At 47.8% G+C, this 23,359-nt stretch carries 16 protein-coding genes; 5 read left to right on the plus strand and 11 right to left on the minus strand.

The features are described from left to right. Nucleotides 1-57: 57 nt before the first annotated feature. The 8 genes from PYCH_RS03800 to PYCH_RS03835 all read right to left on the minus strand — a co-directional run bounded on the left by PYCH_RS03800 (nucleotide 58) and on the right by PYCH_RS03835 (nucleotide 12,240). The gene (locus tag PYCH_RS03800; protein WP_013905517.1) at nucleotides 58-1,260 is read right to left on the minus strand and encodes a molybdenum cofactor synthesis domain-containing protein; all 1,203 of its coding nucleotides are present in this window, start codon (nucleotides 1,258-1,260) and stop codon (nucleotides 58-60) included. Between the two features lie 5 nt (nucleotides 1,261-1,265). Continuing rightward, nucleotides 1,266-4,685 (minus strand): helicase-related protein, encoded by a 3,420-nt coding sequence (locus tag PYCH_RS03805; protein ID WP_013905518.1) that lies wholly within the window; start codon nucleotides 4,683-4,685, stop codon nucleotides 1,266-1,268. A gap of 761 nt (nucleotides 4,686-5,446) precedes the next feature. After that, nucleotides 5,447-5,650 (minus strand): hypothetical protein, encoded by a 204-nt coding sequence (locus PYCH_RS03810; protein ID WP_013905521.1) that lies wholly within the window; start codon nucleotides 5,648-5,650, stop codon nucleotides 5,447-5,449. After that, the gene (locus tag PYCH_RS03815) at nucleotides 5,650-5,892 is read right to left on the minus strand and encodes a hypothetical protein (protein WP_013905522.1); all 243 of its coding nucleotides are present in this window, start codon (nucleotides 5,890-5,892) and stop codon (nucleotides 5,650-5,652) included. Before PYCH_RS03815 ends, PYCH_RS03810 begins: the two co-directional genes overlap by 1 nt. Nucleotides 5,893-6,090: 198 nt before the next feature. Further along, nucleotides 6,091-6,810 (minus strand): BAR domain-containing protein, encoded by a 720-nt coding sequence (locus PYCH_RS03820; RefSeq protein ID WP_013905524.1) that lies wholly within the window; start codon nucleotides 6,808-6,810, stop codon nucleotides 6,091-6,093. A 5-nt stretch (nucleotides 6,811-6,815) separates the two neighbouring features. Further along, nucleotides 6,816-7,847, minus strand: a complete 1,032-nt coding sequence (locus PYCH_RS03825) for a hypothetical protein (RefSeq protein WP_013905525.1) — start codon at nucleotides 7,845-7,847, stop codon at nucleotides 6,816-6,818. Beyond that, on the minus strand, nucleotides 7,844-8,377 hold the full coding sequence (locus tag PYCH_RS03830; RefSeq protein WP_013905526.1) for a hypothetical protein: 534 nt from the start codon (nucleotides 8,375-8,377) through the stop codon (nucleotides 7,844-7,846). The genes PYCH_RS03825 and PYCH_RS03830 overlap by 4 nt, the downstream gene beginning before the upstream one ends. A 5-nt stretch (nucleotides 8,378-8,382) precedes the next feature. Then, entirely contained in the window at nucleotides 8,383-12,240 is a 3,858-nt protein-coding gene (locus PYCH_RS03835; protein WP_013905527.1) for an Eco57I restriction-modification methylase domain-containing protein, read from the minus strand. Between the two features lie 97 nt (nucleotides 12,241-12,337). Here PYCH_RS03835 and PYCH_RS03840 point away from each other — a divergent pair, with 97 nt between their 5' ends. Then, nucleotides 12,338-12,787: a DUF365 domain-containing protein gene (locus PYCH_RS03840; protein ID WP_013905528.1), complete on the plus strand. Its 450-nt coding sequence runs from the start codon at nucleotides 12,338-12,340 to the stop codon at nucleotides 12,785-12,787. 484 nt (nucleotides 12,788-13,271) lie between these two features. Here the strand turns inward: PYCH_RS03840 and pyk are convergent, their stop codons facing one another. Further along, nucleotides 13,272-14,702 (minus strand): pyruvate kinase, encoded by a 1,431-nt coding sequence (gene pyk / locus PYCH_RS03845; RefSeq protein WP_013905529.1) that lies wholly within the window; start codon nucleotides 14,700-14,702, stop codon nucleotides 13,272-13,274. A 96-nt stretch (nucleotides 14,703-14,798) separates the two neighbouring features. On the opposite strand from pyk, the gene PYCH_RS03850 reads away from it, so the two are divergent. The 4 genes from PYCH_RS03850 to PYCH_RS03865 all read left to right on the plus strand — a co-directional run bounded on the left by PYCH_RS03850 (nucleotide 14,799) and on the right by PYCH_RS03865 (nucleotide 20,095). Continuing rightward, nucleotides 14,799-15,866 (plus strand): DUF1464 family protein, encoded by a 1,068-nt coding sequence (locus PYCH_RS03850; protein WP_013905530.1) that lies wholly within the window; start codon nucleotides 14,799-14,801, stop codon nucleotides 15,864-15,866. Nucleotides 15,867-15,930: 64 nt separating this feature from the next. Further along, a complete protein-coding gene (gene cdr, locus PYCH_RS03855) occupies nucleotides 15,931-17,259 on the plus strand; it encodes a CoA-disulfide reductase (RefSeq protein WP_013905531.1) in 1,329 nt (442 codons plus the stop codon). 94 nt (nucleotides 17,260-17,353) lie between these two features. Continuing rightward, a complete protein-coding gene (locus tag PYCH_RS03860; RefSeq protein WP_013905532.1) occupies nucleotides 17,354-19,795 on the plus strand; it encodes a tRNA(Met) cytidine acetyltransferase TmcA in 2,442 nt (813 codons plus the stop codon). Nucleotides 19,796-19,843: 48 nt separating this feature from the next. Next, nucleotides 19,844-20,095: a hypothetical protein gene (locus PYCH_RS03865; RefSeq protein WP_013905533.1), complete on the plus strand. Its 252-nt coding sequence runs from the start codon at nucleotides 19,844-19,846 to the stop codon at nucleotides 20,093-20,095. A gap of 21 nt (nucleotides 20,096-20,116) precedes the next feature. Here PYCH_RS03865 and arcC read toward each other — a convergent pair whose 3' ends face one another. Together arcC and PYCH_RS03875 are read right to left on the minus strand one after the other, a co-directional pair. Next, nucleotides 20,117-21,061: a carbamate kinase gene (arcC, locus tag PYCH_RS03870; protein WP_013905534.1), complete on the minus strand. Its 945-nt coding sequence runs from the start codon at nucleotides 21,059-21,061 to the stop codon at nucleotides 20,117-20,119. 153 nt (nucleotides 21,062-21,214) lie between these two features. After that, nucleotides 21,215-23,353, minus strand: coding sequence for an ATP-dependent DNA helicase (locus PYCH_RS03875; protein WP_013905535.1), 2,139 nt, complete (start codon nucleotides 23,351-23,353; stop codon nucleotides 21,215-21,217). Nucleotides 23,354-23,359 lie beyond the last annotated feature (6 nt).

Raw genomic sequence — 23,359 nt, forward strand, 5'->3', positions numbered from 1 at the left:
TCCTTAATCTCGCTCCATGTCCTCTCCCCGGCTATCGCTTTTCTCCAAACTCGTTAATTAACCGAAAAGTGTCACCTCAACCACCTCTCCTTCATCGAGGCTCTCGACGTTCTCGGGAATCTCTATGAAGCCGTCAGCATCAATAAAGCTCGTGACTGCCCCGCTTCCCTTCAGTATCGGGACTGCCACGTCTCTCTCAAGCTTTACGGGTAGGAACTGCCTCCTCCCTTTGACGGAGAATACCTTATGCTTCAGTCTTGCCCTGACTTTCCTCACCTGTCCTTCTCTTCCGAGAAGTCTCCTCAGGAGCGGGGCCACAAGCAGTGTGAAGTTCGTCAGGCAGCTTGTCGGGTAGCCAGGCAGTCCGAACACGGGCTTGCCCTTCACAACCCCTATGATGGTCGGCTTTCCTGGCTGGATCGCTATGCCGTGGATGAGGACCTCTCCAAGCTCCGAAATAATGGAGGCAGTCAAATCTCTCATCCCACCGCTCGCTCCCCCGCTGAGAACCACGATGTCGGCCCACTCAACGGCCTCAAGGATGAGTGCCTTTAGGCTCTCCAGGTCGTCCCTTGCGATACCCAGAAACCTCGCTTCACCGCCCATTTCCCTCACGGCGTCCGCCACGGCCCTTCCGTTTATGTCATAAATCTGACCGGCATTGAGGGGCTGGCCGGGTAAGACTATTTCGTTCCCAGTGCTTATGACGGCCACCCTTGGTCTTCTGAAGACCCTCACCCTGGCAATCCCCACGGCAGAGAGCAGAGCCGTCTCCTTGAATCCGAGCACGGTTCCCTTTTTCAGGAGGAGCTTTCCCTTGGGTATATCGGCACCCTTTTTCATGACGCCCATGCCGGGATAGGCGGGCTTCGCGACTATTATCTCATTCCCCACCCGCTCCACGTCCTCGAACTGTATCACTGCGTCGGCCCCCTTGGGCAGGGGTGCACCCGTTGATATGTAAACGCTCTCCCCTTCTCCCACGGTAATTGAAGGGGCTTCGCCCGCATGTACCTCACCAACGACCCTCAGCCTAACCGGATTGGCCTCGCTCGCCATGAAAGTGTCCTCAGCCCTGACGGCGTATCCGTCGACGGTGGCCCTGTCAAAGGGCGGAACGTCCATCGGGCTTATTACGTCCTCCGCGAGTGTCCTACCAAGGGCCTCCTCCAGTGGAACATCCTCGGTTTTTGGCTTAAGGGGCAGAGCGTTCACAACATCAAGGGCCTTCTCCAACGGAACGACCTTCAGGAACGCCATGGTAGTCACCTCTTCGAGTCTTCATTTTTGGGAACAAATATTAATCCGGCCACTATATGGGGATTAACACCTTCAATTCCGGGCTCTCCTCTAGTTTCTACTCTCTTTTTCCATCCTGGAATGTTATACTTTTCGATTAGTACCTCACAAGCTTTGATTATATCCTCGGTTCTAGCATTGGGGCTTATTTCTTTGAGGGCTCTCGCAAAGGGTTCATGATGGGTGTATCCCCATTTGATTAGCTCCAATAGCTTGGATAAGTATGCTCTTTCTGCTTCACTTTTTGATGTGTGGAGTTTCCTATAGAGCTTGTTCAAGATTCTTTCGACATTTCTGCTCTTTGGTCTCCTAGCTTTCCCCAATATTAGAGAGCTCTCTTTAATCTCCTTGAGTTTCTTGAAGTTTTCTAACGCTTTATTGGCTGCGCTGTAGTAAATATCCATGTCTTTAAAGGCATTAAATGGCCTTGTATCTTCATTCAGTTCTGTGGCCTCTAGAAATTCCTCCAGTGACATACTTTCTTGGACCCATGTTTCATTTTGTTTTCTGTAGATGAAGTACTGTGAAATAATTCCATCACTACAAACAAAGAACGCCAAATAGTCCTCTCCCTCGTATTTAGCCACGCTCCTCATTGAGTATTTCTTCTTTAATCTCTCAAATAGCTCCTTATGTTTTTCGCTAAATTCCCTGACCAACTTCTCTGCTAGGGTTGTAATTGAAAAAATGTCGCTCGCTTTTTCTAGACTTTCTATATCTCCCTTGTAAATTGCCTCAAGGGCAGATGGGTTCCATTCTTCACTCTCTTCAAGTATCTTGCCATCGGCCCCAAGTGCCATATTAAATTCCCTTATCCTCTTTCTGACTTTTTCTAGTAAACCTAGGTTCTCTTCTAGTGCCATTTCGGGGAAGAAGTTATACACAAAAATCACATCGTGCTCAGTCCCTATCCTGTCCACCCTTCCGATTCTTTGAATTAGTTTTATCGGTGTCCAGTGCAGGTCATAGTTCACAACGACATTTGCATCCTGAAGGTTAAGTCCCTCACTGAGGATATCCGTTGAAATTAGGATATCTATTTCTTCATTTTTTTCTATTGAGATTCCATTTGCTATCGGGGCAAAGCGTTTTATTTTATCACTAATTCCTTTTGTTTTGGAACTAACCATCTCGATTTTATACTTCTCAGTATAGCCGAGCTTCTTCAATCCCCTATATATCCATTGGACGGTTTCTTCGAATTCGCTGAATATCAGAATTTTCTTCCTGCCTTCCTTGAAGTTCTCGTCGATTATCGAAGCAAGCTTCATCAACTTGGGATCTTTCCTTGGATCTATCTCGATCTCCTCCTTTAATGGCCTTAACACTTTCTCCATGGCCTTTAATTTTTTCAGGTCATATTCTAGGTCAGATATTAGCTCTGCCAATCTGAAGGCACCTGGCCTATATTCGGAGACTTTCTTTTCTTTCAGTTCTTCAATGTAGGCTATCACTTCCTCCTCGCTTAGCACGTGAGGCTCTTTGCCGTCCCTAACACCAAGGAGAATGTCATCAAACTCATCACCTGCAGGTATGAAGTTGTGCTTTACAAACCTCAGGAAGTTTTCCGTTTTGATAATATCCCTCTTGAGGGTTTGATACATTGAATACCATGAGCTTTCGAGGCGTTTAAGATAGAGGATCTTTTCTATACCTCGTAAAGCTCTTCCTGCGGCAGATAATTCTGAATAGGGACTCTTATCTCTAAATTGAGGCTTAACATAACGATAGAGATCAAATCTAGCATATTTCATTGAGCTTATTCCAGCCAAGAGCAGAGTATATATGTCCGTTGGGTAAATTTCAGAATCTTGGGCAATTATATCTATAAGATCCTTTGGCACGTTCTCTATCTGATATACATCGGAAATTCTATATTCCGCAACATTCAACTTCCTTTCTGGAAAGCATATCTTTTTGTTTCGTATTTTTATGCAGTTGCCCTTTCCTCCATAGAGCTTAAGTATGTCATGCCTAGTTCTTCTAATCATAATTTCCCTAAGGACGTATGAGGGGTCCAACTCGCCGTTTTCAATTGCCCGTATTAGATCATCCCATGTTTGAGGAGCTATTGGAAATGGATGCCTCTTTTCAGGCCTAAACAGGCGTATTTGGTTGATTATGTCTCTATATCTCTTCCGGTATGGTGTTGCTGTCAATAATACTACCTTCTTGCCCATTAGTAGCTCTTGGAGATTCCGATATGACTTTGTGGAAGGGTTAGTGTAGTGATGTGATTCATCGACGAGCACTATCCCCACCAGATTCCTGATGTATTCTTCCATATCCTTGTAATTCTCGGGTGACAACTCTCTTCTAGGCAAAAGGCCCGATGAGAATACTCTTCCCTCTATGTTGAAAGCCTTAAGTAACTCTTCCCAATACTTAACTAGCTCTGGAGGTGCTATCACGGCTACTTTATTAGGGCGCCCTTGGAGTAAGTTCAAAAGGGAAAAGTGCTCCAATATTGCCAGTCCGATATAGCTCTTTCCCAGTCCAACAACATCGCTTATGAGAACTCCATCGTACTTGTTCACTATCGCGATTGCCCTTTTGACCGCGTCAAGCTGGAAATCATATAAGACATCCCCGAGTGTCCTGATTAGGAAGCCCGTTTCACTTTCGAGAACGTCTTTGTAAAGTTCGTAAAGCCCTCTTATGAAGACTTCATAAGGATTAGGGAATGTACCAGGCTTTTGGCCGACCCAACTATCGTTTATCACCTTCATTATATAGGGATTAAACTCCTCTGCCTTCTTCCATAAGTCCTCGAACCATTGTTTCAATGTTTCAAAATGAACTGAGAATAATGGGGCGTTCAGTTCGGTATTAGCAGAAAGCCCGTGGATTGTAAAATTACTTGAACCAACGAGTCCAATTCCAGCGATGCTACCTCTGCTTGGGTGGAAGAGGTACGCCTTTGCGTGCATGTACTCCTTAGCATAGATCCTTATTTCAAGACTGCCACTTTCCAACCACTTCACAAGTCTGGTCAAGAGAATCTCATTGTCTTTTGTGTGCTCCATAAAGTTGGTCGCTTTTTCAAGAGTCTCTGATTGCTTTTCAAGGTTGGACTTGGATTTATCTAGGCTAGCCTTTCTTTTTCTTAAGGCCTCCAAGGAATGATACGCCATAAGGAGCTGCTCATACGTTTCTCTATTGGTCTGGCTCCCAATTAGTATTCTCATCCTACCACCCTTGGAGAAGAAATCGTCCAGTTCATCTTGCAGTTCCCCGAGGCCACTTATGTATAGATAACCAACGGCAATGTCTATCTGCCGGTAGTCGCCAGAGGTAAGGGCCTCTTTGAGAACATCAAGCAGGGTAACATTGCGGTTATCGACAATACCATACTTGGTTAATATGCCAATCGCGGACTCAGACATTAGGATCACCTCAGTATTAAGTCTGGCATGTGGATATTAATTTTCTGGAATGAAAACCTAAACGGAAGACGTAGTATTAACACACTGTTTATGAGCAGTCAAGACTTTCTCAATTTTGTGCTTTTGATTCTCTCTACCAGTTTCATGTTTCAGTTTCATCTTTAGTTTCTCTCAGGGAGTTTTGAGGGGGAATCGGGCACGATATTAAAGAGTTCAGATAAGGGGACTTTTCCTTTCTCTCGTTTTTGCTCTTCTGCTTTTGTTTGTTCAGTTGAATTATTTCCATAATCATTTGTTATAAACCAACTACATCCATTCCTAATTGTCGTAGTCAGTAAGATGGCATCATGGGCTGTTTCTTAGATAATTTAAGTGTGAAATTTGGCATGTAATTTTTAAATAGTTTGGAGTTTGTTTTAAGGTGTCATGGCAGTCTCCGGTATGTGGGGTTTTAAGCCCGAATGGGGACTGGAAAATGGAAGATGTGGGGAGTTACCGTTCCCCCCGAAAGCCCTCCAATGAAGATGGGAGGCTGGAAGGTCAGCCGTAACGAGCCTTACGAACTTTACACAAGTTACGGCTAACCAGAACGGACGCAATCCGTAATCCAAAACTAATTTTTGGATAAACCTCGTCATCTACCGCATCATTGACCACAGCAACATGAGCTTTGAGGTCATTAAGATGGCTTTGAACTATGTCCCAGAATATTGTCACCCTCTTTTAAGGCTTCAATAAGCACATAAGAGTAACTAAATGCCTTAAATCGCTCTAACCGTATTTATTTTATCAATAACTTCCCCGGGAACTACCAAAACGGCACAGTATCTTACTTTCTTTTCACTTTCTAAACCAAAAACGGGCATCAGTTCTTTTTTCAAAATTCTCAGAGTTTGAGGAAACTTGCCCTGGAGGCTTTCACGAATGTTTTTCTTAGCTGCATCATTGATCTTCTTGAGTTCCACTACAAGTGCTGTAAATTCATCATTCTTAGAATTAGAGTTCTAGGGGCCACAGTCCTTATGAAATAGTTAACATCTCTAATGATATAATCTCGTGCAATTTCGTCAAGCATCACAAGCTGGGTGTACAGTGACTTGAGGGTGTATGAGTTTCCAGAGTTTGGAGGGCCAAGTAGCACGGTTATATCTCCAAGCTCTAGTTCGGCATCTTTTAATGGGTCCAAGTTTTTGATAGAAATCTTCATTAAGCTCTCACCCTCGAAGGGTACTCAGCTTTGCTTTTATTCTTTTTAACATTTCGGAGAGCCACCTTAAAACGGCATTCATTAAACTTTTGAGAGAACTCTTTAAGCCCATTTCTGGCGGCTTTTTGAAGCACTGTTTGTACCGCCGATTGATTCCGAGGATGTATTCATCGCAACGAGTCCAGTAGGGGAGTAAAGTCAAATTGTTTCTTTAGATTTCTGAGAAGCGCTCTTTTGTTTTGATTTAAACTTCTTAGACTCGGCAAAGAACTCTTTGAGACATCTCTCTAAAAATTTAGCAACAAATTCCCTGTATTCCTTGTCCTTTAATCCAATGCGGTGGTTTAACTCATCAAGTCCAGTCTGCTTGTTGAATTCATTGAGATACTCTGAAAATTTCTGTTGAAAGTGCAATTGATTCTTCGTCTGGTGGAATATTGGCCACACCTTAACCTGCCTTGAGAGTAACTCGGTGTCTATTTTCTTTTCTTTAACAGCGCTTAGAATTCCCTTAATGTAAACCCACTCAGCGGGCGAAAAGAGCTCTTTGAACTCGTCTTGATAAGTGAGTATTGTTTTGGAGAGTGACCTAATGCTCTCAAGGAGTTCATGGTAGTTTCTGGAAATGTTCTCAATTAGCTGTTTGGCCTTTGCATCCGGATCGAGAGGCTCAAAAAGGAGTGAATAGAAGAAGTTCGCCCCAAATGCTAGGATTACAGCATCTGAAAGCCTGTCAACGGCTGTTTCGGCTCTTTTTACGTCATCTTCAATGAGTCTCCAGAGGATGTCTTTGAGCTTTTTCTTTTCCCTTGCATCTTTTAGGAGTTTGAGTAGAGTGACGAATTGGCTAATAAAGGAAATGCCAGTTTGGATGTCCGAAAGAGGAAGGTTCGAGGAAATAACATCACCCCCATTCACACTGGCTATCTTATTTCCTCGGGCTTTCCTTTGAATATGTGCTGGTTATTCATTGTCTTTCCAAATCTGGCACCAATAATACTAAGGACTTCCCTAACAGCTTTGATGTATTCTTCACTGTTAGGAGAAGGTAGTAGTACCTTTTGATTATTCTCATCAATATCAAAAGAGACATCCCTAAACTTCTTCTTTACTTCTTTGAAGTCATTGATAGTAACTTCGTTCATGTATTTAGCAGTCACGGGGTTCAACAACATTTTATGTAGCTGCCTATTTCCCTCAACCGTAGCCTTGAGATTCGCTAAGTCTTCCTCAGATAATAATTGAGGTAATGTGCGACATTGTCCCAATATCCCCATAGCTTTTTCTTTCTGGTATTCATAGACGTCCAAAAGTGCCTCAAAATTGGACTTGTTCCAGATTATTCCCCAAGATTGTGTGGGATTGTCTTCCTGATCAAATTTAACAACAAAAATAAAATCGGTAGAGATATCCAACTCGATACCTTCTATTTCTTCAACAGAGTTGAATAATATGCCTCTGTGAACTAGTCCTCCTTTAAGCAATTTCTTCTTTTTTAGAACTTTCGATTTAGACAATTTCTTCGCATATCCAATTGCATAGTTTTCTGAGCGAAGATAGAAAAGATAACCCCAAAGATTTGTTTCTAAGGTTTTGGGGGCTCTTTCTTGTCTAGAGTCTGAATCTAACTTAAGAACTTCTACGAAATCTTGCCAATACGGAAAATTCTCGGATGTTAGTTCTACATAACAAGGAAGTTCATCAATGTCTGGATGGTAGGAAGGTAAGTTATTCTCCCCCTGAGTGTTCAAAGTCATAGAAATGTAATTTGATAATATTTCCTTGAGATTTTCAGCGACGTCATCGGTTATTTCGGCAGGGTAAAACAAGTACCGGTATCTTTTATTAGTGCTTTCACTATCTTCACTTTGCTTACGTAGGGGATATCGTTTAATAATAAGCATTTGCGGGGTTCCTTCTATTTCGGGAAACTGAACATTAACTCTTTGGCTCATGTTGTTTCACCCTCATTCTTGTGTTGGATAAATATGTTAGAGTTCTCATCAATACAATATGCTGTTAAGAATAATTCTTCGTTTCTCTTAAGGTTTTCTTTAGAAAGTAGTATCCCATCTTTATTATTAATAGTACATAGGTAGAGATTGTAGCCGAAAATTAACTTGAGTAGTGGATTAACAGCAAACAGGGAGGTTGAAAGATACAGAGAAAATATCACTAAGAGGAGAATAGCCATGGAGATAATGTCGTTTACAGTTTTTACTGCTCCTATGAACGGAACTATGTACGTGACTATGAACCCCACATACTGATCATTAAGGTCTCTGTCAATTTTGACCTTTATTGGCTTTCCCGAGAACTTTCGTATTGAACAGAGCACTGACCAAGACAGCAACAAAATAAAAGCAAATAAGATCGTCCCAGCAAAGAGTCCCCACTTCAGCGGGAGGTTCTTTATGAGAAGTACCACAAAAAGAGGAAAGTAAGCTAATGACCCAAGGATAATTTTTGCCCAAGATGTGAGCAAATGCCTCACCTCTTCTTTTTCTTATTTGAGAAAGTCTTTGCTTTAGCAAGCCTTTGCTTTACAAGCTCCACAACGGCCCTGTAAACCTCAAGCTGCTCTTCTTCAGTTAAGCCAAGAACTTCAAAGATAATCCTGTCAAGCTCACGGCGGTCAGGCATTACCTTGTCCAAGCTAACGTCGTCTGGATTGATGTTACTGAGATCACGGTTGGGCTTCGGAAGGCCAAGCTCCTCGAAGATGGACTTGATTTCGCGGTTTGCCATGCGGTTGAAGGCGTGGAGGAGGCGTTGAATTTGACTCTGTGAGAATATTTTCGGATTCACAACAAGAATTTCAGCAGTCTCATAAACTTTGAAGTCCAAAGCACCTTCTCCTAAATTAGCTCTTCCTGTAAGTTCAATGATTATTGGAACTAGAGTTGTATTTAATACACTGGCTAAAAGCTCTGATGAGATATCCAGTTTTTTGTAGATGTCATAAAGCCGCGCATCACATAGAGCAATATCATTTAACCAGAAAGGAAACCTGATGTTGTAACTCATCATGGAGGCCAAACTTCCGATTTTTCTGTCCCCTAACGCCCACCATGGATTTCTTGTTCTACATGTTGGTTTGTTTTGATATTCCTTGTTCTCTCCCCATTCAATGTAATGCAGTGCGTGTATTTTGTCTCTGTTCTCTAATTCTTCCTTGGAGAGATTGCAGAGGAACACCTTGAACTTCAGGTCTTCAAGTCTAATCCGATAGGTCTTTATCTCCTGTGGACTCTTAACAACGGGCCTCAAAAACTCCTCCTCGATATAGCCCTCCCAGCCCGCTTTATTCCTCACCGCAATTAATCCTTCCTCGGGCTTGTGGACTCTACCACAAATCTTACATATTGGCCACTTTATTGGATTCTTAATTGGTTCCAAATAGAAGAACTCATTCGCTCCTGTTTTAATCCCAAATCTTACCTCAGCAATCTCCCCAAGCCTCACCAGCTTTCCTTTTCCTTTATCCAGAATCACGTAGAATATCCTTGGCGCTCTAATCAGTATTCCGCCCCACTTCATGCCCTTGTACTCGCCGGAGATGTTGTAGGTTCCGAGGAGTTGGTTCTTCTTTCCGACCTTAAGGCCGCCCATCTTTGCAAGCTCCACCGCTTTAACGCTCCTCACCCTCAGTTCATCGTCCTCGTAGCTGTAAACTTCCCCTCCAAAGACCTCAACGCCCTTAACCTTCCCCGCGTAGCACTCAAGGAGCCTGTCTATTATCCCGCGGCTCAGCCCGTCAAAGTTCCTCTTCAGCAAAACGAAGTTCACGCACTCCTCTCCAACCGTGTTGAAAAGCTCCTCGGGCTTTCTCGTCAAAACTGTAATCACTGTGTTGACGTCGGCCTGCTCGAAGCTCCTCGTCGTGTAGTCAATCACCGCCCTTAAGTGGGTGAATCTCAAGAAGAACTCCTGTAAAGCGGTTCCGTAATCAACGTCAAGCCATGAGTTGGATGTAATGAAAACCAGCGCACCCTTAGGATTGAGCAGGTTGACACCCTGGATGAAAAAGTATGCATAGAGGTCACTTCTAGCTGGGAGCTTCATCTCGTACTTAAACTTCTCCTTGATTATGGTTTCCATATGTTCAATTATCTTCTTCTTGTACTCCTTCTTGAGTCTCTCCTGCTCCTTTTTGGGGAGCATCTGGAACTCCGCTAAATCGTAATACTCCGGGTAGATTTTTTCCTGCCTTACATACGGTGGATTGGCTATCACTATATCAAAACCCCTCTTTTCGAGCATCACGTCTGGAAAGTCCAGCTCCCAGATGAAGGGCGGCTTCTCAAGGGCTGAGAAGTCCTCCTTTTTGACAGCCTCAAGGAGTAGCTTGACATCTTCCTTTTCCTTAGCCTTCAGCTCTTCCTTGAGGGCATTCTCAAGAAACTCTTGAAGAGCACCCCACTTGGCTCTCTCAATGTCCCTGAGCGTTACAGGTTTCCCATTTATCTTCTCCCCCATGTAATATGCTTTCACTAGATTCTTGTATGCGACTATGGCCTCGCTTGCTCCTTTTTTTGCCCATAGTAATCTAAGGCTCTCACGGAACTTAGCGAGGGGTATCTCGATTATCTTTTTCTTCCCGTTTATTTTAAGGACAAAGTAAGGTGGCGCTAAGGAGTCACCAACAGCTAGCTTAGTCTCGAGGTTTGGAAGAATTGGCTCATTTGGGATTTCTTCCTCTTTTTCAATTAGTGCTAACCAAAGTCTCAGTTTGGCTACCCGTACCGCCCATTCCTTAATGTCAACTCCGTAAATGTTATCCCTGATTATGGCGAGCTTTCTTTCGTAATCCACTTTTACCCTTGCCTTCTCGTAGAGTTCCATAAGAAGATGGAACATTCCCACAAGAAATGCCCCACTCCCAGCCGCTGGATCGACTATTTTAACATCTTCAAGAGCACTAATTAACCCCCTTGGTAGCGGTCTTTTCTCCCACTCATGAAGCGGCGTAAATACAAACTCCCTCAAAAGCTCGTCCTCAACCTTTGTGTTTCTCCTTAGATACTCATAAATCGCCATCCTACACATGAAGTCTACCTCTGCTCTCGGCGTGTAGAAGATTCCCGAAACCCTTCGTTCTTCTTCCTCCAAAGCTTTCTCTTCCTCAGCAATCAAAGACTCGTAAATCTTTCCAAGCATTGCTGGATCAACTGCAACCTCAACCTCATAAGGCGTCTCTTCGGTTACGGTAAAGTTGTACTCTTCAAAGAAATCGAATATTAGCTCCTTTAATAGCTCATCTGGAAGTGATGTAATTATTTCATCTAAATCAACGCCTCCAACTTTAATGTGGTTGAAAAGACCGCCGTTGAAGTAGGGAACCATTCTAAATGCGTAAAATACTGGATCTGGTAACCTTTTGTTGAAATGTCTATCTTGAGCTGGTTTATTCATTACATTTACAAATAGGTTTCTGAGAAAGTCCCTGTAGAATTCCAAATCATCGTAGCCATCTTTTTTCTTGTACTCTTGGTACATTTCCCAGAGCCAGCTAACAAATCTTTTCTTATTTGTTACTATCTCATCAACTGGATACTTAATTTTCACTTTATCGTTTATGATCCATCCTTTTTTCTGTAGGAAATAAACAAACATCAATCTGTTGAAGAAAGTGTGAGCAAATGTCTTAGCAGCTCTTTCAACGAATATGTCTTTTGGCAATTCCCCCGTGTAAACTTCTTCGAGCTTTTTCCCGTAGAGCTTCTTTATTACCCCCTTGAGCTTGTAGTGGTACTTCTTGTAATCTTGGAAGAATTCCTCCGTGAGCGGTCTAACGTGCATATATTCGTCAATGAACACTTTTATCTGAGAAGCCGGAGGATACTCTTTGAGCTTTTTAATTTCTTCTCCGACCTTTAAAATGCCCTCAATTAGTGTTCTGAATTTTCCGTAGCTTGGATCTATCACGTAAATATTCGCCTTCGCTACATCAGTTTCACGCCTGTACACGGGAACTAAAAGCTTCCAGTATCCCCCATGTTCAATTATGGTCAGGAAGTTTGCAAATTCCAAGTTTATAGAGCCCGTGAACTCAACGAGATCTTTTATAATCCCTTGCCTGTACCTCACTGTGTCACTTTTACCCTTTCCCTTGACGTAGATTATGTAGAATGAGCCATCCTTTGAGGGAGATCTTGCAATTATCTTTGCGAATTCAGTATTTTCCGAAACAAACTTTCTGAAGCTCTCTACTGGGATGTCTTCATCACTATACTTAAAACCCCACACATCGACGAAAATTCTCCTAAACACATCAATCGCTTCAGATGAGCTTATATTATTCTTGAGTCTGCTAAAATACCTCTCTTCAATTTGAGTGGGAGTCATTATTATCTCCCCACTAGTTCTAAACCCAAAGACATAAAACTAAAGTAATAAGGAGTTTTTAGGGTTATCGGTTGAAAGTGTCTAGGTGGTGAGATATATGGAAGAGGAAATAGTGGGAGTAACATTTCCAGTGCCAAAGCCCCTGTTAGATAGGATCCTAAAAGAAGGCAAAACAGTTTTTGTGAAGCCCTCAACGCTTAGAGTAAAGCCTGGAATGAAAATCGTTTTCTATGCTTCCCGAGAGAATCAGGGATTCCACGGAGAGGCAGAAGTTGAAAGCGTTAGGCATTTCAAAAACATCGAAGAGATCATTAAAGAGTATAGGAACGAGCTCTTCCTAACACCAGAAGAGCTCAGGAAATATGAGAGAGACAGACGGAGGTGGCATTCACGCGGGAAAAGGCCCAGGCCATGGATGGTGCTTAAACTTAAAGGCATCAGAAGGTACCCAAGGATAGTAAAGCCCAAGCGCTTCATCGCGGTCTCCGGAAGATACATCAGAGAGAGCGAGTATCAAGAAATTCTCGCCAAGGTGGGTTTCAAGTAGAAAGCGGCACCATTGCTGAACTTGGAGTTCCCATTTGCGTATAGTTCACTACTTGTTTACTACAGGACCAATCCTTGTTTCTTGCTGTTTTTGGAGTATTTTGAAAGAGGTATCATCATTGAGTTGCGTGAGTTTTTCACGCAAATTGTTAGATAACCCAACTTATCCCTAAGCATATGGGAGTGGATACATATGAGAGAGAAAATATTATCAATTCCATGTATGGTAAACTATACAGTAAAATGGTAAACGTATAGTAAACCACAGTGTGTACCATATAGTATTCGAGGGGGTGATCGGAATGGCCAAAAAACCAGCCCTTCATAAACCTTCAAAGGAAAATGCTAAGACAAAACTTTTGAAGTGACATATTCCTTATGGTCGTCCAGTCCCCGGAGAGAGGGAAGGGTGGGAGAGTCACCCCAAGGCGACTTAGTTGATTCGGGTTATCGGAGCAATTACGCGCTCCATCCCAGTGCCAAGTTCAGGCTATCGTGAAGATCTTGATGGAGTTCGTGCCGACGGTCTTCTCTATGGGCTTCCCTTCCGTCATGAGGACGATGTCATCGCTCTGAACGAGCCCGAGCCCTTTGATTAGCCTCACTATGTCCCTCTCGTCGAAGTCTTCTTCCATGCAGAAGGGGTAGACGCCGTAGCTGAACATGAGGTTGTTGCAGACCCTCTCATCCGTGGAAAAGGCAAGAATCCACTGCTTTGGCTTGAACCTGGAAATAAGGCGGGGAGTTCTTCCCGTCCTCGTCGGCGTGAGGATGTACTTTATGTTCACGGTGCAGAGTGCATCTACTATGCTCCTTGTGATCGCCTCCTTTATCGCCCCCTTCTGCGGCGTGATTTCCATGAACTCTCTCATCCGGACCATTCCGAAGCTTTCCCTGTACTCCTCGGTTACCTTGGCTATCTTCACCATCATCTCAACGGCCTCGACCGGGAACTTTCCGACGGCCGTCTCCTCGGAAAGCATGACCGCGTCCGTTCCATCAAGGATGGCGTTTGCTACATCCGTAACCTCCGCCCTCGTGGGAACTTTCTCCGTCGTCATGGAGACGAGCATCTGAGTGGCGGTTATCACTGGCTTGCCCTGCACGTTGGCCTTCCTTATCAGTTGCTTCTGAAGGATTGGGAGCCTCTCTATGGGCATCTCAACGCCTAAATCGCCGCGAGCTATCATTATGGCGTCGGCCGCGTTGAGTATCTCGTCAAAGTTTCTGACCGCGTCAGGCCTCTCGATTTTGGCCACGACGAAGACGTTCCCGGCACCCTTCTTCTCAAGGAATCTCTTGACCTTAAGGACATCGTAGACGCTTCCCACGAAGCTTATGCCAATTGCGTCCACGCCGTGCTCTATCGCGAACTCTATTATCTCCATGTCTCTCGGAGTAACGGCCTCTACCGGGAGATGGGCCTTTGGAATGTTTATGCCCTTCCTTGAGAAGAGCTTCCCACCCGAGATAACGAGGGCTTCGACATCCGTGTCCCTTACCTCCTCAACCTTTAAGACTATGTAGCCGTCGCTGAGGTATATCGTGTCGCCCTTGGATACCAGCCTCGGAAAATCCTTGTACTCGACTGGGATTACCATTCCGTCCCCTTCAACGTCCCTCGTTGTGAGGATTACCTTATCCCCCCTCCTCAGCTCCACGTAGCTGCCCTTTATCTCCCCAACCCGTATCTTGAGGCCGGGAAGATCGGCAAGGATTGCCACCCTCCTGTCGAGCTTCTGCGAAGCTTCCCTCACGGCCTCTATCACCTTGGCGTGCTCCTCGAAGGTCCCGTGGGAGAAGTTTATGCGGGCAACGCTCATGCCGGCTTTTATGAGCTTCTCAATCATCCTCTTCGATTTCGTTGCGGGCCCTATCGTCGCCACAATTTTCGTCTTCTGGGGAGGAAGCTTCATGGGGATTCCCCTCGAAATAATTTTCCGGGAGGCTTTAAGCATTTGTTCCCAACAGGTTTATATCACTACCCTTTTCACTACCCGCTGGTGATTGTGGTGAGGGTCATAGGTGTAGATCCCGGGACCAGGAGCTTCGACGTCATAGGTCTCGAAGATGGGAAGGTAAAACTTGACCTCAGCTACCCGAGCGAGGTCGTCGCGGAGGAGCCTGAGAGAATAGTTAGGGACATTGAGAGGTTTAATGCTGAATTGATCGTCGGGCCGAGCGGTTACGGCCTCCCGCTCAAGCACATAAGCGAGCTGACCGAGAGAGACCGTTTCGAAATGACCCTCGTGAGAGAGGAGGAGATGAAGGAGATACCCGTCCTCATCGGCCTACAGAAGATCGTCGATGGGATGGCCGAGAAGGGTATGAACGTGTGGTTCATACCTGGCGTCATTCATCTCCCGACCGTCCCCGAATGGAGGAAGTATAACAAGATCGATATGGGAACCGCCGATAAAATGGCCATAACAGTTCTTGGAATCTACGATCAGGCCAAGAGACTCGGCATCGAATATCCGGAGGTCTCGTTCGTCCTCCTTGAGGTCGGCTTCGGCTACAATTATGCGGGAGCTGTGAAGGGTGGAAAAATCGTCGATGGTATTGGTGGAACGATTTTCCCCGGACCGGCTTATGTGAACAGCGGCGCCCTTGATGGGGAAATTGCTTACCTAATCGGAAAGCTCAAGAAGTGGCATCTCTTCTGGGGAGGAGCCTCGATAATAGCGGCCGAGAAGATACTTCCACCGGAGGAGTTCGCTAGGAGGCTTGATGAAGAGCCCTTCGCGAGGGCATGGGAGGCCATGAAGGATGGCTTCATCAAGGCCGTTGCCAGCGAGCTGGCAGTTGTTGGTAAGGCGAAGGAGATAATCCTCTCCGGCAGGCTGATGCGCATCGACGAGCTCAGAAAGGATGTGCAGGACACCTTTGAGGACGTCTTCGGTCTTCCCGTCGTCAAGCTACGTGGCCTGGAGGGCAAAGCAAAGGAGGCCGCCCAGGGAAGCGCGATAATCGGGGATGGCCTTGCAGGGGGCCAATTTAGAGATTTAGTCGAGCACGTCGAGATAAAAAAGGCCAGAGGAAGCGTTCTTGACTGGGTGAAGCTTCCGCTCAAGCTCTGAACTTCCTTCTTCTGCCCACCAAACTTTTTAACCAAAGGTTTTGAACCCTTATTGGTGGCGCCCCATGGGGAAGAAAACGGTCGTTGTCATCGGTGGAGGAGCGGCTGGAATGAGCGCGGCTTCGCGCATCAAGAGACTAAAGCCTGAATGGGACGTCAAGGTTTTCGAGGCGACCGAATGGGTGAGCCACGCCCCCTGCGGCATTCCCTACGTCGTCGAGGGCATCTCGCCAATGGAGAAGCTAATGCACTATCCACCGGAGGTCTTCATAAAGAAGCGTGGAATTGACCTTCACATGAAGGCTGAAGTCATGGAGGTTGATACGGGCCACGTTCGCGTTAGGGAAAGTGATGGCGAGCACACTTACGAGTGGGACTATCTTGTATTCGCCAACGGTGCCTCCCCGCAGGTTCCACCGATTGAGGGTATCGACTTGCCCGGCGTCTTCACAGCGGATCTTCCACCCGATGCCCTTGCGATAAGGGAGTACATGGAGAAGAACAACGTTAGGAACGTCGTCGTCATTGGAACGGGCTACATAGCGATAGAGATGGCGGAAGCCTTCGTTGCTCAAGGTAAAAGTGTAACGCTCATCGGGAGGAGTGAGAGGATTCTAAGAAAGACCTTCGACAAGGAGGTAACGGACATCGTTGAGGAGAAGCTAAAAGAAAGTCTCAACCTCCGCTTGGAAGAGATGACGCTGAGGATTGAAGGCCAGGGAAAGGTAGAAAAGGTCGTCACCGACGCGGACGAATACCCGGCCGATCTCGTGGTCATTGCGACTGGCATAAAGCCCAACGTCGAGCTGGCGAGGGAGTTGGGCGTGAAGATAGGGGAGACTGGGGCGATATGGACCAACGATAAGATGCAGACGAGCGTCGAGAACGTCTACGCCGCCGGGGACGTTGCGGAGACGAGGCACATAATCACGGGCAGGCGTGTCTGGAACCCGCTCGCGCCGGCCGGCAATAAAATGGGCTACGTTGCCGGAAGCAACATCGCCGGAAAGGAGATGCACTTCCCGGGTGTCCTCGGCACAAGCGTGACCAAGTTTCTCGACCTCGAGATAGGGAAGACCGGCCTAACGGAGTCCGAGGCTGTAAATGAGGGCTTCGACGTCAGGACGGCCTTTATAAAGGCCAAGACGAAACCTCACTACTACCCCGGTTCCAAAGAAATATGGCTGAAGGGAGTGGTTGACAACGAGACTAACAAGCTGCTCGGTGTACAGGCAGTTGGCGCAGAGGTACTCCCAAGGATAGATACAGCCGCGGCTATGTTAATGGCGGGCTTCACAACGAAGGACGTCTTCTTCACGGACCTCGCTTATGCCCCGCCCTTTGCTCCAGTCTGGGACCCGCTGGTCGTCTTGGCTAGGGTCCTCAAGTTTTAGTTTTTGCCATGGCCCTCCCCCATAATTCTAGGGCTCGAGGGTGTGGATGGCATGCCTTTATAAGTCAATCCCCAAATTCTCGTGGGGTGTGGAAATGACGGTCAAAGTGAGATTTCCCAAGGACCTGCGAGAGTACGCAAGGGGGGAGAAGGTTAAGGAGTCCTTTATTAGGCTCACCGAGACAGCCCTTGCTGAGGCAATTTCGAACTTTCACCGCAGGATGGTCCTCCTCCAAGGGGACACACTTGAAAAGGCTAAACTCGCTGGTATCCTCTCAGCCGGTGCCGTTAGGGTTCTTTCGGGGCTTATTCCTGAGCTCATGGAAAGGAAGCTTAGAGATAAGAGCGAGGATAAAATAGAAGTTCTCTATGCAACTGACGCGCTCGGGGAGGACACCTATGGACGCAAGAGGTACGAGGAGTTCAGGAAGCACTTTGACGTGCTTGCCGGAGATCTTGCCAAATTAACCGCCGTAACATTCAAGCACAGCAGGGAAATTCTCGGCAGGACCTTCGACGTTCTCATTCTCGATTTAAGCTATGATTTCTCACCCAACGACCTTGGAAGGATAATTGAGACGGTTCGCGGGGGCGGATTAATTTTTGTCCTGACGCCACCCTTTGAGAAGTGGAAGGACATGTGGACGGGCTTTCACAAGAGCTTGGTAACCCCTCCCTACACGATTGATGACGTCAAGAAGCGCTTTAACAGAAGGCTGATAAGGAAGTTCAGGGAGCACAGGGGGATATACATCATCAATGCCGACAGAAAGAGAATCGAGCGCAGGCCTGGGAAGCACAGGAGCCAAGCAAAACTCCCGGAAAGGGAAAAGATTGAGATTCCTAAAGAGATAATCTTTCCGAGGGAGCTTTATGAGCTCTGCCTCACGAGGGGCCAGGTGGAGGTTCTCAGGGCCTTTGAGGCTCTTGTGGAAGATGAGGGCATGATAGTCCTCACCGCTGACAGAGGCCGTGGCAAAAGCGTCTCCGTCGGCATCGGCATAATAGGGCTGGCGGTCTCGAGTGGGAAGAAGAAGTTCAGAGCAGTTATAACATCTCCAGAGCTCGAGAACGTCCAGAGCCTCTTCCGCTTTGCCAAGAAAAGCCTTGAGAGGCTTGGCTATAAGGTGAAGACCGTCAGGGAGGAAGGCCTTATAAAAGAACTATACGCTAAAAGAATAGCCCTCCGCTATTATCCGCCCACGAAAGGATACAGGCAGAAGGCTGACATTTACGTGGTGGATGAGGCCGCTGGAATACATGTCCCGATACTATATCGCTACCTTGAAAAGGACAGGGTGGTTTACTCCTCCACGATACACGGTTATGAGGGAGCGGGACGGGGCTTCTCTGTCAAGTTCCTGAAGAAAGCTAAGGAGAAGCGGCAGTTCAGGGAGGTCCACCTTTCCGTGCCGATTAGATACGCTGAGGGCGACCCAATAGAGAGGTGGCTCCTCGATGTCTTACTGCTTGATGCCGAGCCGGTGGAGCTTACGGAAGAGGACTACGAGCTCATAAGGAGGAAGGAGGTCTACCTTGAGGAGCCTGACCTTGACGACTGGTTCGAGAACGACAGGGAAGACTTGAGACACTTCGTCGGCATCTACGTCCTCGCCCATTATCGCAACAGGCCAAGCGATGTGGCCCTTTTGGCGGATGCCCCCCACCACGAAGCGAGGGTTCTTCGGCTTAGAAACGGCAAGATAGTCACGGCAATACAGATAGCGAAGGAAGGAGGAATTCCTAAGGGCGTCATAGAGAGGATGGCCAAGGGATACAAGCCGCCCGGCAACATAATCCCGGATATGATGGTTAAGCACCACTATGCCAAGGAGTTCGCAAAGCTCAAAGGGTATAGAGTTGTGAGGATAGCCACCCATCCGGACGCCATGGACCTTGGCCTTGGGAGCAAGGCCCTCGAACTTCTCATCGAAGAAGCCAAAAGGAAGGGTCTCGACTGGGTGGGCTCCGGCTTCGGGGCCAGTGAAGAGCTCATAAGGTTCTGGGTTAGGAACGGCTTTGCTACCGTCCATCTCAGCCCAAGCAGGAACCCAGTGAGCGGCGAATACACCGCGATAGTCATCAAGCCCATCAGCGAGAGGGCCAGGGAAATAGTAAAGAAGGCCAACGACGAGTTCCGCATAAGGCTCACGGAGTGGCTAGGCGATACTCATAGGGATTTGGAGCCTGAGATTGCGAGGTGGCTCTTCGAGACACCTTTCGGTGAGGCCGTTGATTACCCAATACACTTGACGAAGGTTCAGAAGAGGCGCCTTGAGCTCTTCGTGAACAAGATCCTTACCTACGACACCGTTGTCGATGCCGTGAAGCCCATAGTGAAGCTCTACTTCCTCGACGGCTGGATGAGGCCATATCTCGACGAGAGGCAGATAATCCTCCTCATCCACCGTGTCCTGCAGGCCCACGACTGGAAGGAGACCGCAAAGGTGATAGACAGGACGGAGCTCTACACAATGATAGAGCTGAGGGACGTCATAAGGGGTCTCTGGTACTATTACAAGCGTATCATCGGGTAATCGAAAAACATTTATGTCCTCCCTTTGTAATTTCTACCCGGTGATCCGATGGATTTCGCGCTCTTCATGGAGCGGTATGGCTATAAACTGCTGGCCCTCCTCTTCGTAGCCCTTATAGTGGTTGTGGTAGGATTTCCCATCTATGTGCTCTGGCATTTCATCAGGGACAGCCCCGAACTCGCCCTTGGCCTCATGGTCTTCATCTTAGTCACGGCCGCCTTCAGAAGAAAGTTATGGCAGTCATACGGTGAGGCCATGGGCAAGTACTTCTACGACAAAAACTTTGGCAAGAAGCCGTGAGCAAAAAATTCAGAAAAGGGGCTACCCCCTCACGACCTGCGTTCCCGTCTTCCCCTCAAGGGCCTCGACGGCCTTCTCGAGATGGGCTATTACTGCTCTCTCGCCACCCCATTCGACGAATCTTATGGCGGCCAAAACCTTTGGTCCCATGCTACCCGCCTTGAAGTGGCCTTCCTCGTAGTAGCGCCTGAGCTCTTCGACGGTTACCTTTCCGAGCCACCTTTCCCTCTCGGTGCCGTAATAGAGGGCGGCACCGTTCACGTCGGTCAGTATCATGAATATGTCCGCACCCACTTCCTCGGCCAGCCTCTCTCCAGCCAAATCCTTGTCTATCACGGCCTCAACTCCCCTAAGCTTTCCGTCCTCCTCTATGACCGGAACTCCACCTCCGCCACTCGCTATGACTATGAAGCCCTTCTCAACGAGATCCCTAATTATAGGGGCTTCCACTATCCTCTTCGGGTCAGGGCTGGGAACTACTCTTCTCCATCCCCTGCCCGCGTCCTCCTTCACAACCCAGCCCTTTTCTTGGGCAAGTCTTTTCGCCGTGGCTTCATCGTAGAACGGCCCCACTGGCTTCGTGGGGTTCTTGAAGGCAGGGTCGTTCCTATCCACAAGCGTCTGGGTCACTATCGTCGCGATGGGTTTTTCAATGCCCCTCCCCCTGAGCTCGTTGCCGAGGGCCTGCTGGATGAGGTATCCTATCCACCCCTGCGTCATTGCACCTGCCACGTCCATAGGCTGGGCAGGGATGCCGTGGAGCTGCTGGCCCGCGTCCATGTGGAGGAGCAGGGCTCCAACCTGCGGCCCGTTTCCGTGGGTTATCACAACATCATAACCCTTTTCGATTATATCCGCAATCTGCTTCGCCGTCTTCATAACATTGGCCATCATCTCCTCGTGGCTCCCCTTTTGACCACGCTGCTGAAGGGCATTGCCGCCAAGTGCTATCACTACCCTCTTCATTGGACCACCCCTGAGAATTTGTGGGCCTAAACATAAAAGCCTTTGTTAGCCGTGAAATAATTTTTTTCGAAAAAATTCCACAAACCTTGGACATCATCGAGACGTAGGGAAAGGTGCCTTCCGGGTGAATTACATAATTATGCAATTACAAAATTATTTAAGAAAGTCGTCGAGCGTCCCCTTCCTTATTCTGACTTTAACGCCCAGCCCGGAGTACAGCGCCTCCAGAACTTTGGGTCCTATGCCCTCAACTTTCTTGATATCTTCTGGTCTTGCCTTTGCTATGTCTTCCAGTGTCTTGAAGCCTGCATTGTAGAGGGCCCTCGCTCTCTTCCTGCCAATCATGGGTAGCTTGACAAGAGGCAGGAGCTCCTCCCTAACGCCATGTCTAACCCTCAGCTGGAGGTCCCTGAGGTATTTGGCGCTATTCTCCATCCCGAGCACCCTGGCAACTTCCGCCATCGAATAAACCAGCCAATCGGCGAGCTCGACGAGCCTGTGGAGGTCGCCCGGCTCTATGCCGTAATTCTCCATAATCTTGGCCTCGGGCACCTCGTTTATCCAGTCGAGGAGGAGCTTTGCCGTCTTAAGGGCCCTTAGGAACTTCTCCATTTCATACCCGTCCCAGGGGATTTCCACGTATAGGTACTCCTCCATTTCATAGGCGTAATCTACCCAGTCGGAGAACTCCTTCCTCCTTACAGGCAGGGGAGGCATATCAGGGGTTAATGCCAGCAGGTGAAAGACACCAAGGGGGTTCGGCCCCTTCTCTATGTCCTCCAGATGATCCTTGAAGAGTTTGGCCGTCAGGGGATCAACGTAGAGCTGTGCGGTTCTAATGCCAAGGGGCAGAGGCGTGAAACCCCCCTCCAGATTCATCTCTATGAACTCGTTCTCGAGAAGGAAGTAGACGACACCCTTCGCCCTCTCCTCCAAGGCCTCTAAGCTTCTCCGCTGATGGTAGTAGAAGGTTCTCTCAAGGAACTCCATGAGAGAGCGGAAGCTCCTCACGTTGAAGCTCACTATGAGAGCTAACACCTGGCCCCTGAAGGTGGACTCGTTCGAGAGCATCGAAAAGAGCTTCTCAGGCTTCCCGAAGATGTACCTTTTCATAAGAGCCTCGGGATCCTCATCCTTCGCCACTATTATAGCTTCGCCCCTCTCATCATACTTCGGCCTGCCAGCCCTACCCATCATCTGCTGGATTTCGAGAACGGGAATGTCCGTCCAGCCGAAGTCAGAGTAGCGCTTCGTATCCCTGATTACCACGCGGAAAGCAGGCATATTTACTCCAGCAGAAAGCGTTGGTGTCGCGACGACGACCTTTATCCGGCCAGCCCTGAAGGCGTCTTCCACAAGGAGCCTTTCCTCGCGACCAAGGCCCGCGTGGTGGAACGCGACTCCCCCGCGCAGAGCCTCTCTCAGCCTTTTGTTTGTGGGGTTATCCTCCAGCTCCCCCGCAAGCTTCTCCAGCTCCCTAAGCTCGGGCTTCGTTAACAGCCGTTTCATCTTCTTCGATAGCTCCACCGCAACCCTTTCGGCACTTCTCCGCGTGTTCACGAAGACTAGGGCTCCCTTCCCCTTCTTGACGGCGTCCACGGTAAGGGACTCCCATCCCGTAGGATACTTCTCGACGCCCCCGTCCTCCCACCTCACGATTCCATCGTAGAACACACCCTTCCTGAGTCTCACAGGCCTCCAATCGCTCACCACGAGCCTCGCACCTAGCCACTCGGCCAGCTCTTCAGGATTGCCAACGGTCGCGGAGAGGCCTATTATCTGAGCCTTTCCAAGCATGTGAGTGAGTATCATCTCGAGCGTGGTTCCCCTATCGGGTGAGCCTATGAGGTGTATCTCATCGGCGACGAGGAGTCCAACTTCCCTCAACCATCCCGGCCCGTGTCTGAGAAGGGAGTCGAACTTCTCGGCCGTCGCCACGATTATGTCATACCTTCCAAGCCACTCCTCTTTCCTATCATAGTCTCCCGTCGTAACGGCCACCCTCAGGCCAAGGGCTTCCCAGACCTTGAACTCTCTGTACTTCTCCTCGGCCAGAGCCTTCAGCGGCACTATGTAAACGGCCTTTCCGGCCCCTCTGAGTATCCTCTCCACCATGACTATCTCGGCGACGAGGGTCTTGCCACTGGCCGTCGGTATGGCGAGGAGGAGGTTCTTTCCATCGAGAACTTCTGATCTGAGGGCCTCTGCCTGCGGGGGATACAGCTCTTCTATACCCCTCCCCTTCAGCACGGCCTTAATCTTCTCGTCCACAGGAAGCTCATCTACCTTCATGGAAAT

Origin of the sequence: Pyrococcus yayanosii CH1 (genome assembly GCF_000215995.1) — an archaeon.
GTDB classification, from domain to species: domain Archaea; phylum Methanobacteriota_B; class Thermococci; order Thermococcales; family Thermococcaceae; genus Pyrococcus; species Pyrococcus yayanosii.

Coding starts and splice junctions, on each gene's coding strand:
- PYCH_RS03875 (WP_013905535.1), bottom strand. CDS start 23,353: ATGAAGGTAGATGAGCTTCCTGTGGACGAGAAGATTAAGGCCGTGCTG.
- PYCH_RS03835 (WP_013905527.1), bottom strand. CDS start 12,240: ATGACTCCCACTCAAATTGAAGAGAGGTATTTTAGCAGACTCAAGAAT.
- cdr (WP_013905531.1), top strand. CDS start 15,931: ATGGGGAAGAAAACGGTCGTTGTCATCGGTGGAGGAGCGGCTGGAATG.
- PYCH_RS03825 (WP_013905525.1), bottom strand. CDS start 7,847: ATGAGCCAAAGAGTTAATGTTCAGTTTCCCGAAATAGAAGGAACCCCG.
- PYCH_RS03815 (WP_013905522.1), bottom strand. CDS start 5,892: ATGAAGATTTCTATCAAAAACTTGGACCCATTAAAAGATGCCGAACTA.
- arcC (WP_013905534.1), bottom strand. CDS start 21,061: ATGAAGAGGGTAGTGATAGCACTTGGCGGCAATGCCCTTCAGCAGCGT.
- PYCH_RS03805 (WP_013905518.1), bottom strand. CDS start 4,685: ATGTCTGAGTCCGCGATTGGCATATTAACCAAGTATGGTATTGTCGAT.
- PYCH_RS03840 (WP_013905528.1), top strand. CDS start 12,338: ATGGAAGAGGAAATAGTGGGAGTAACATTTCCAGTGCCAAAGCCCCTG.
- pyk (WP_013905529.1), bottom strand. CDS start 14,702: ATGAAGCTTCCTCCCCAGAAGACGAAAATTGTGGCGACGATAGGGCCC.
- PYCH_RS03860 (WP_013905532.1), top strand. CDS start 17,354: ATGACGGTCAAAGTGAGATTTCCCAAGGACCTGCGAGAGTACGCAAGG.
- PYCH_RS03865 (WP_013905533.1), top strand. CDS start 19,844: ATGGATTTCGCGCTCTTCATGGAGCGGTATGGCTATAAACTGCTGGCC.
- PYCH_RS03800 (WP_013905517.1), bottom strand. CDS start 1,260: ATGGCGTTCCTGAAGGTCGTTCCGTTGGAGAAGGCCCTTGATGTTGTG.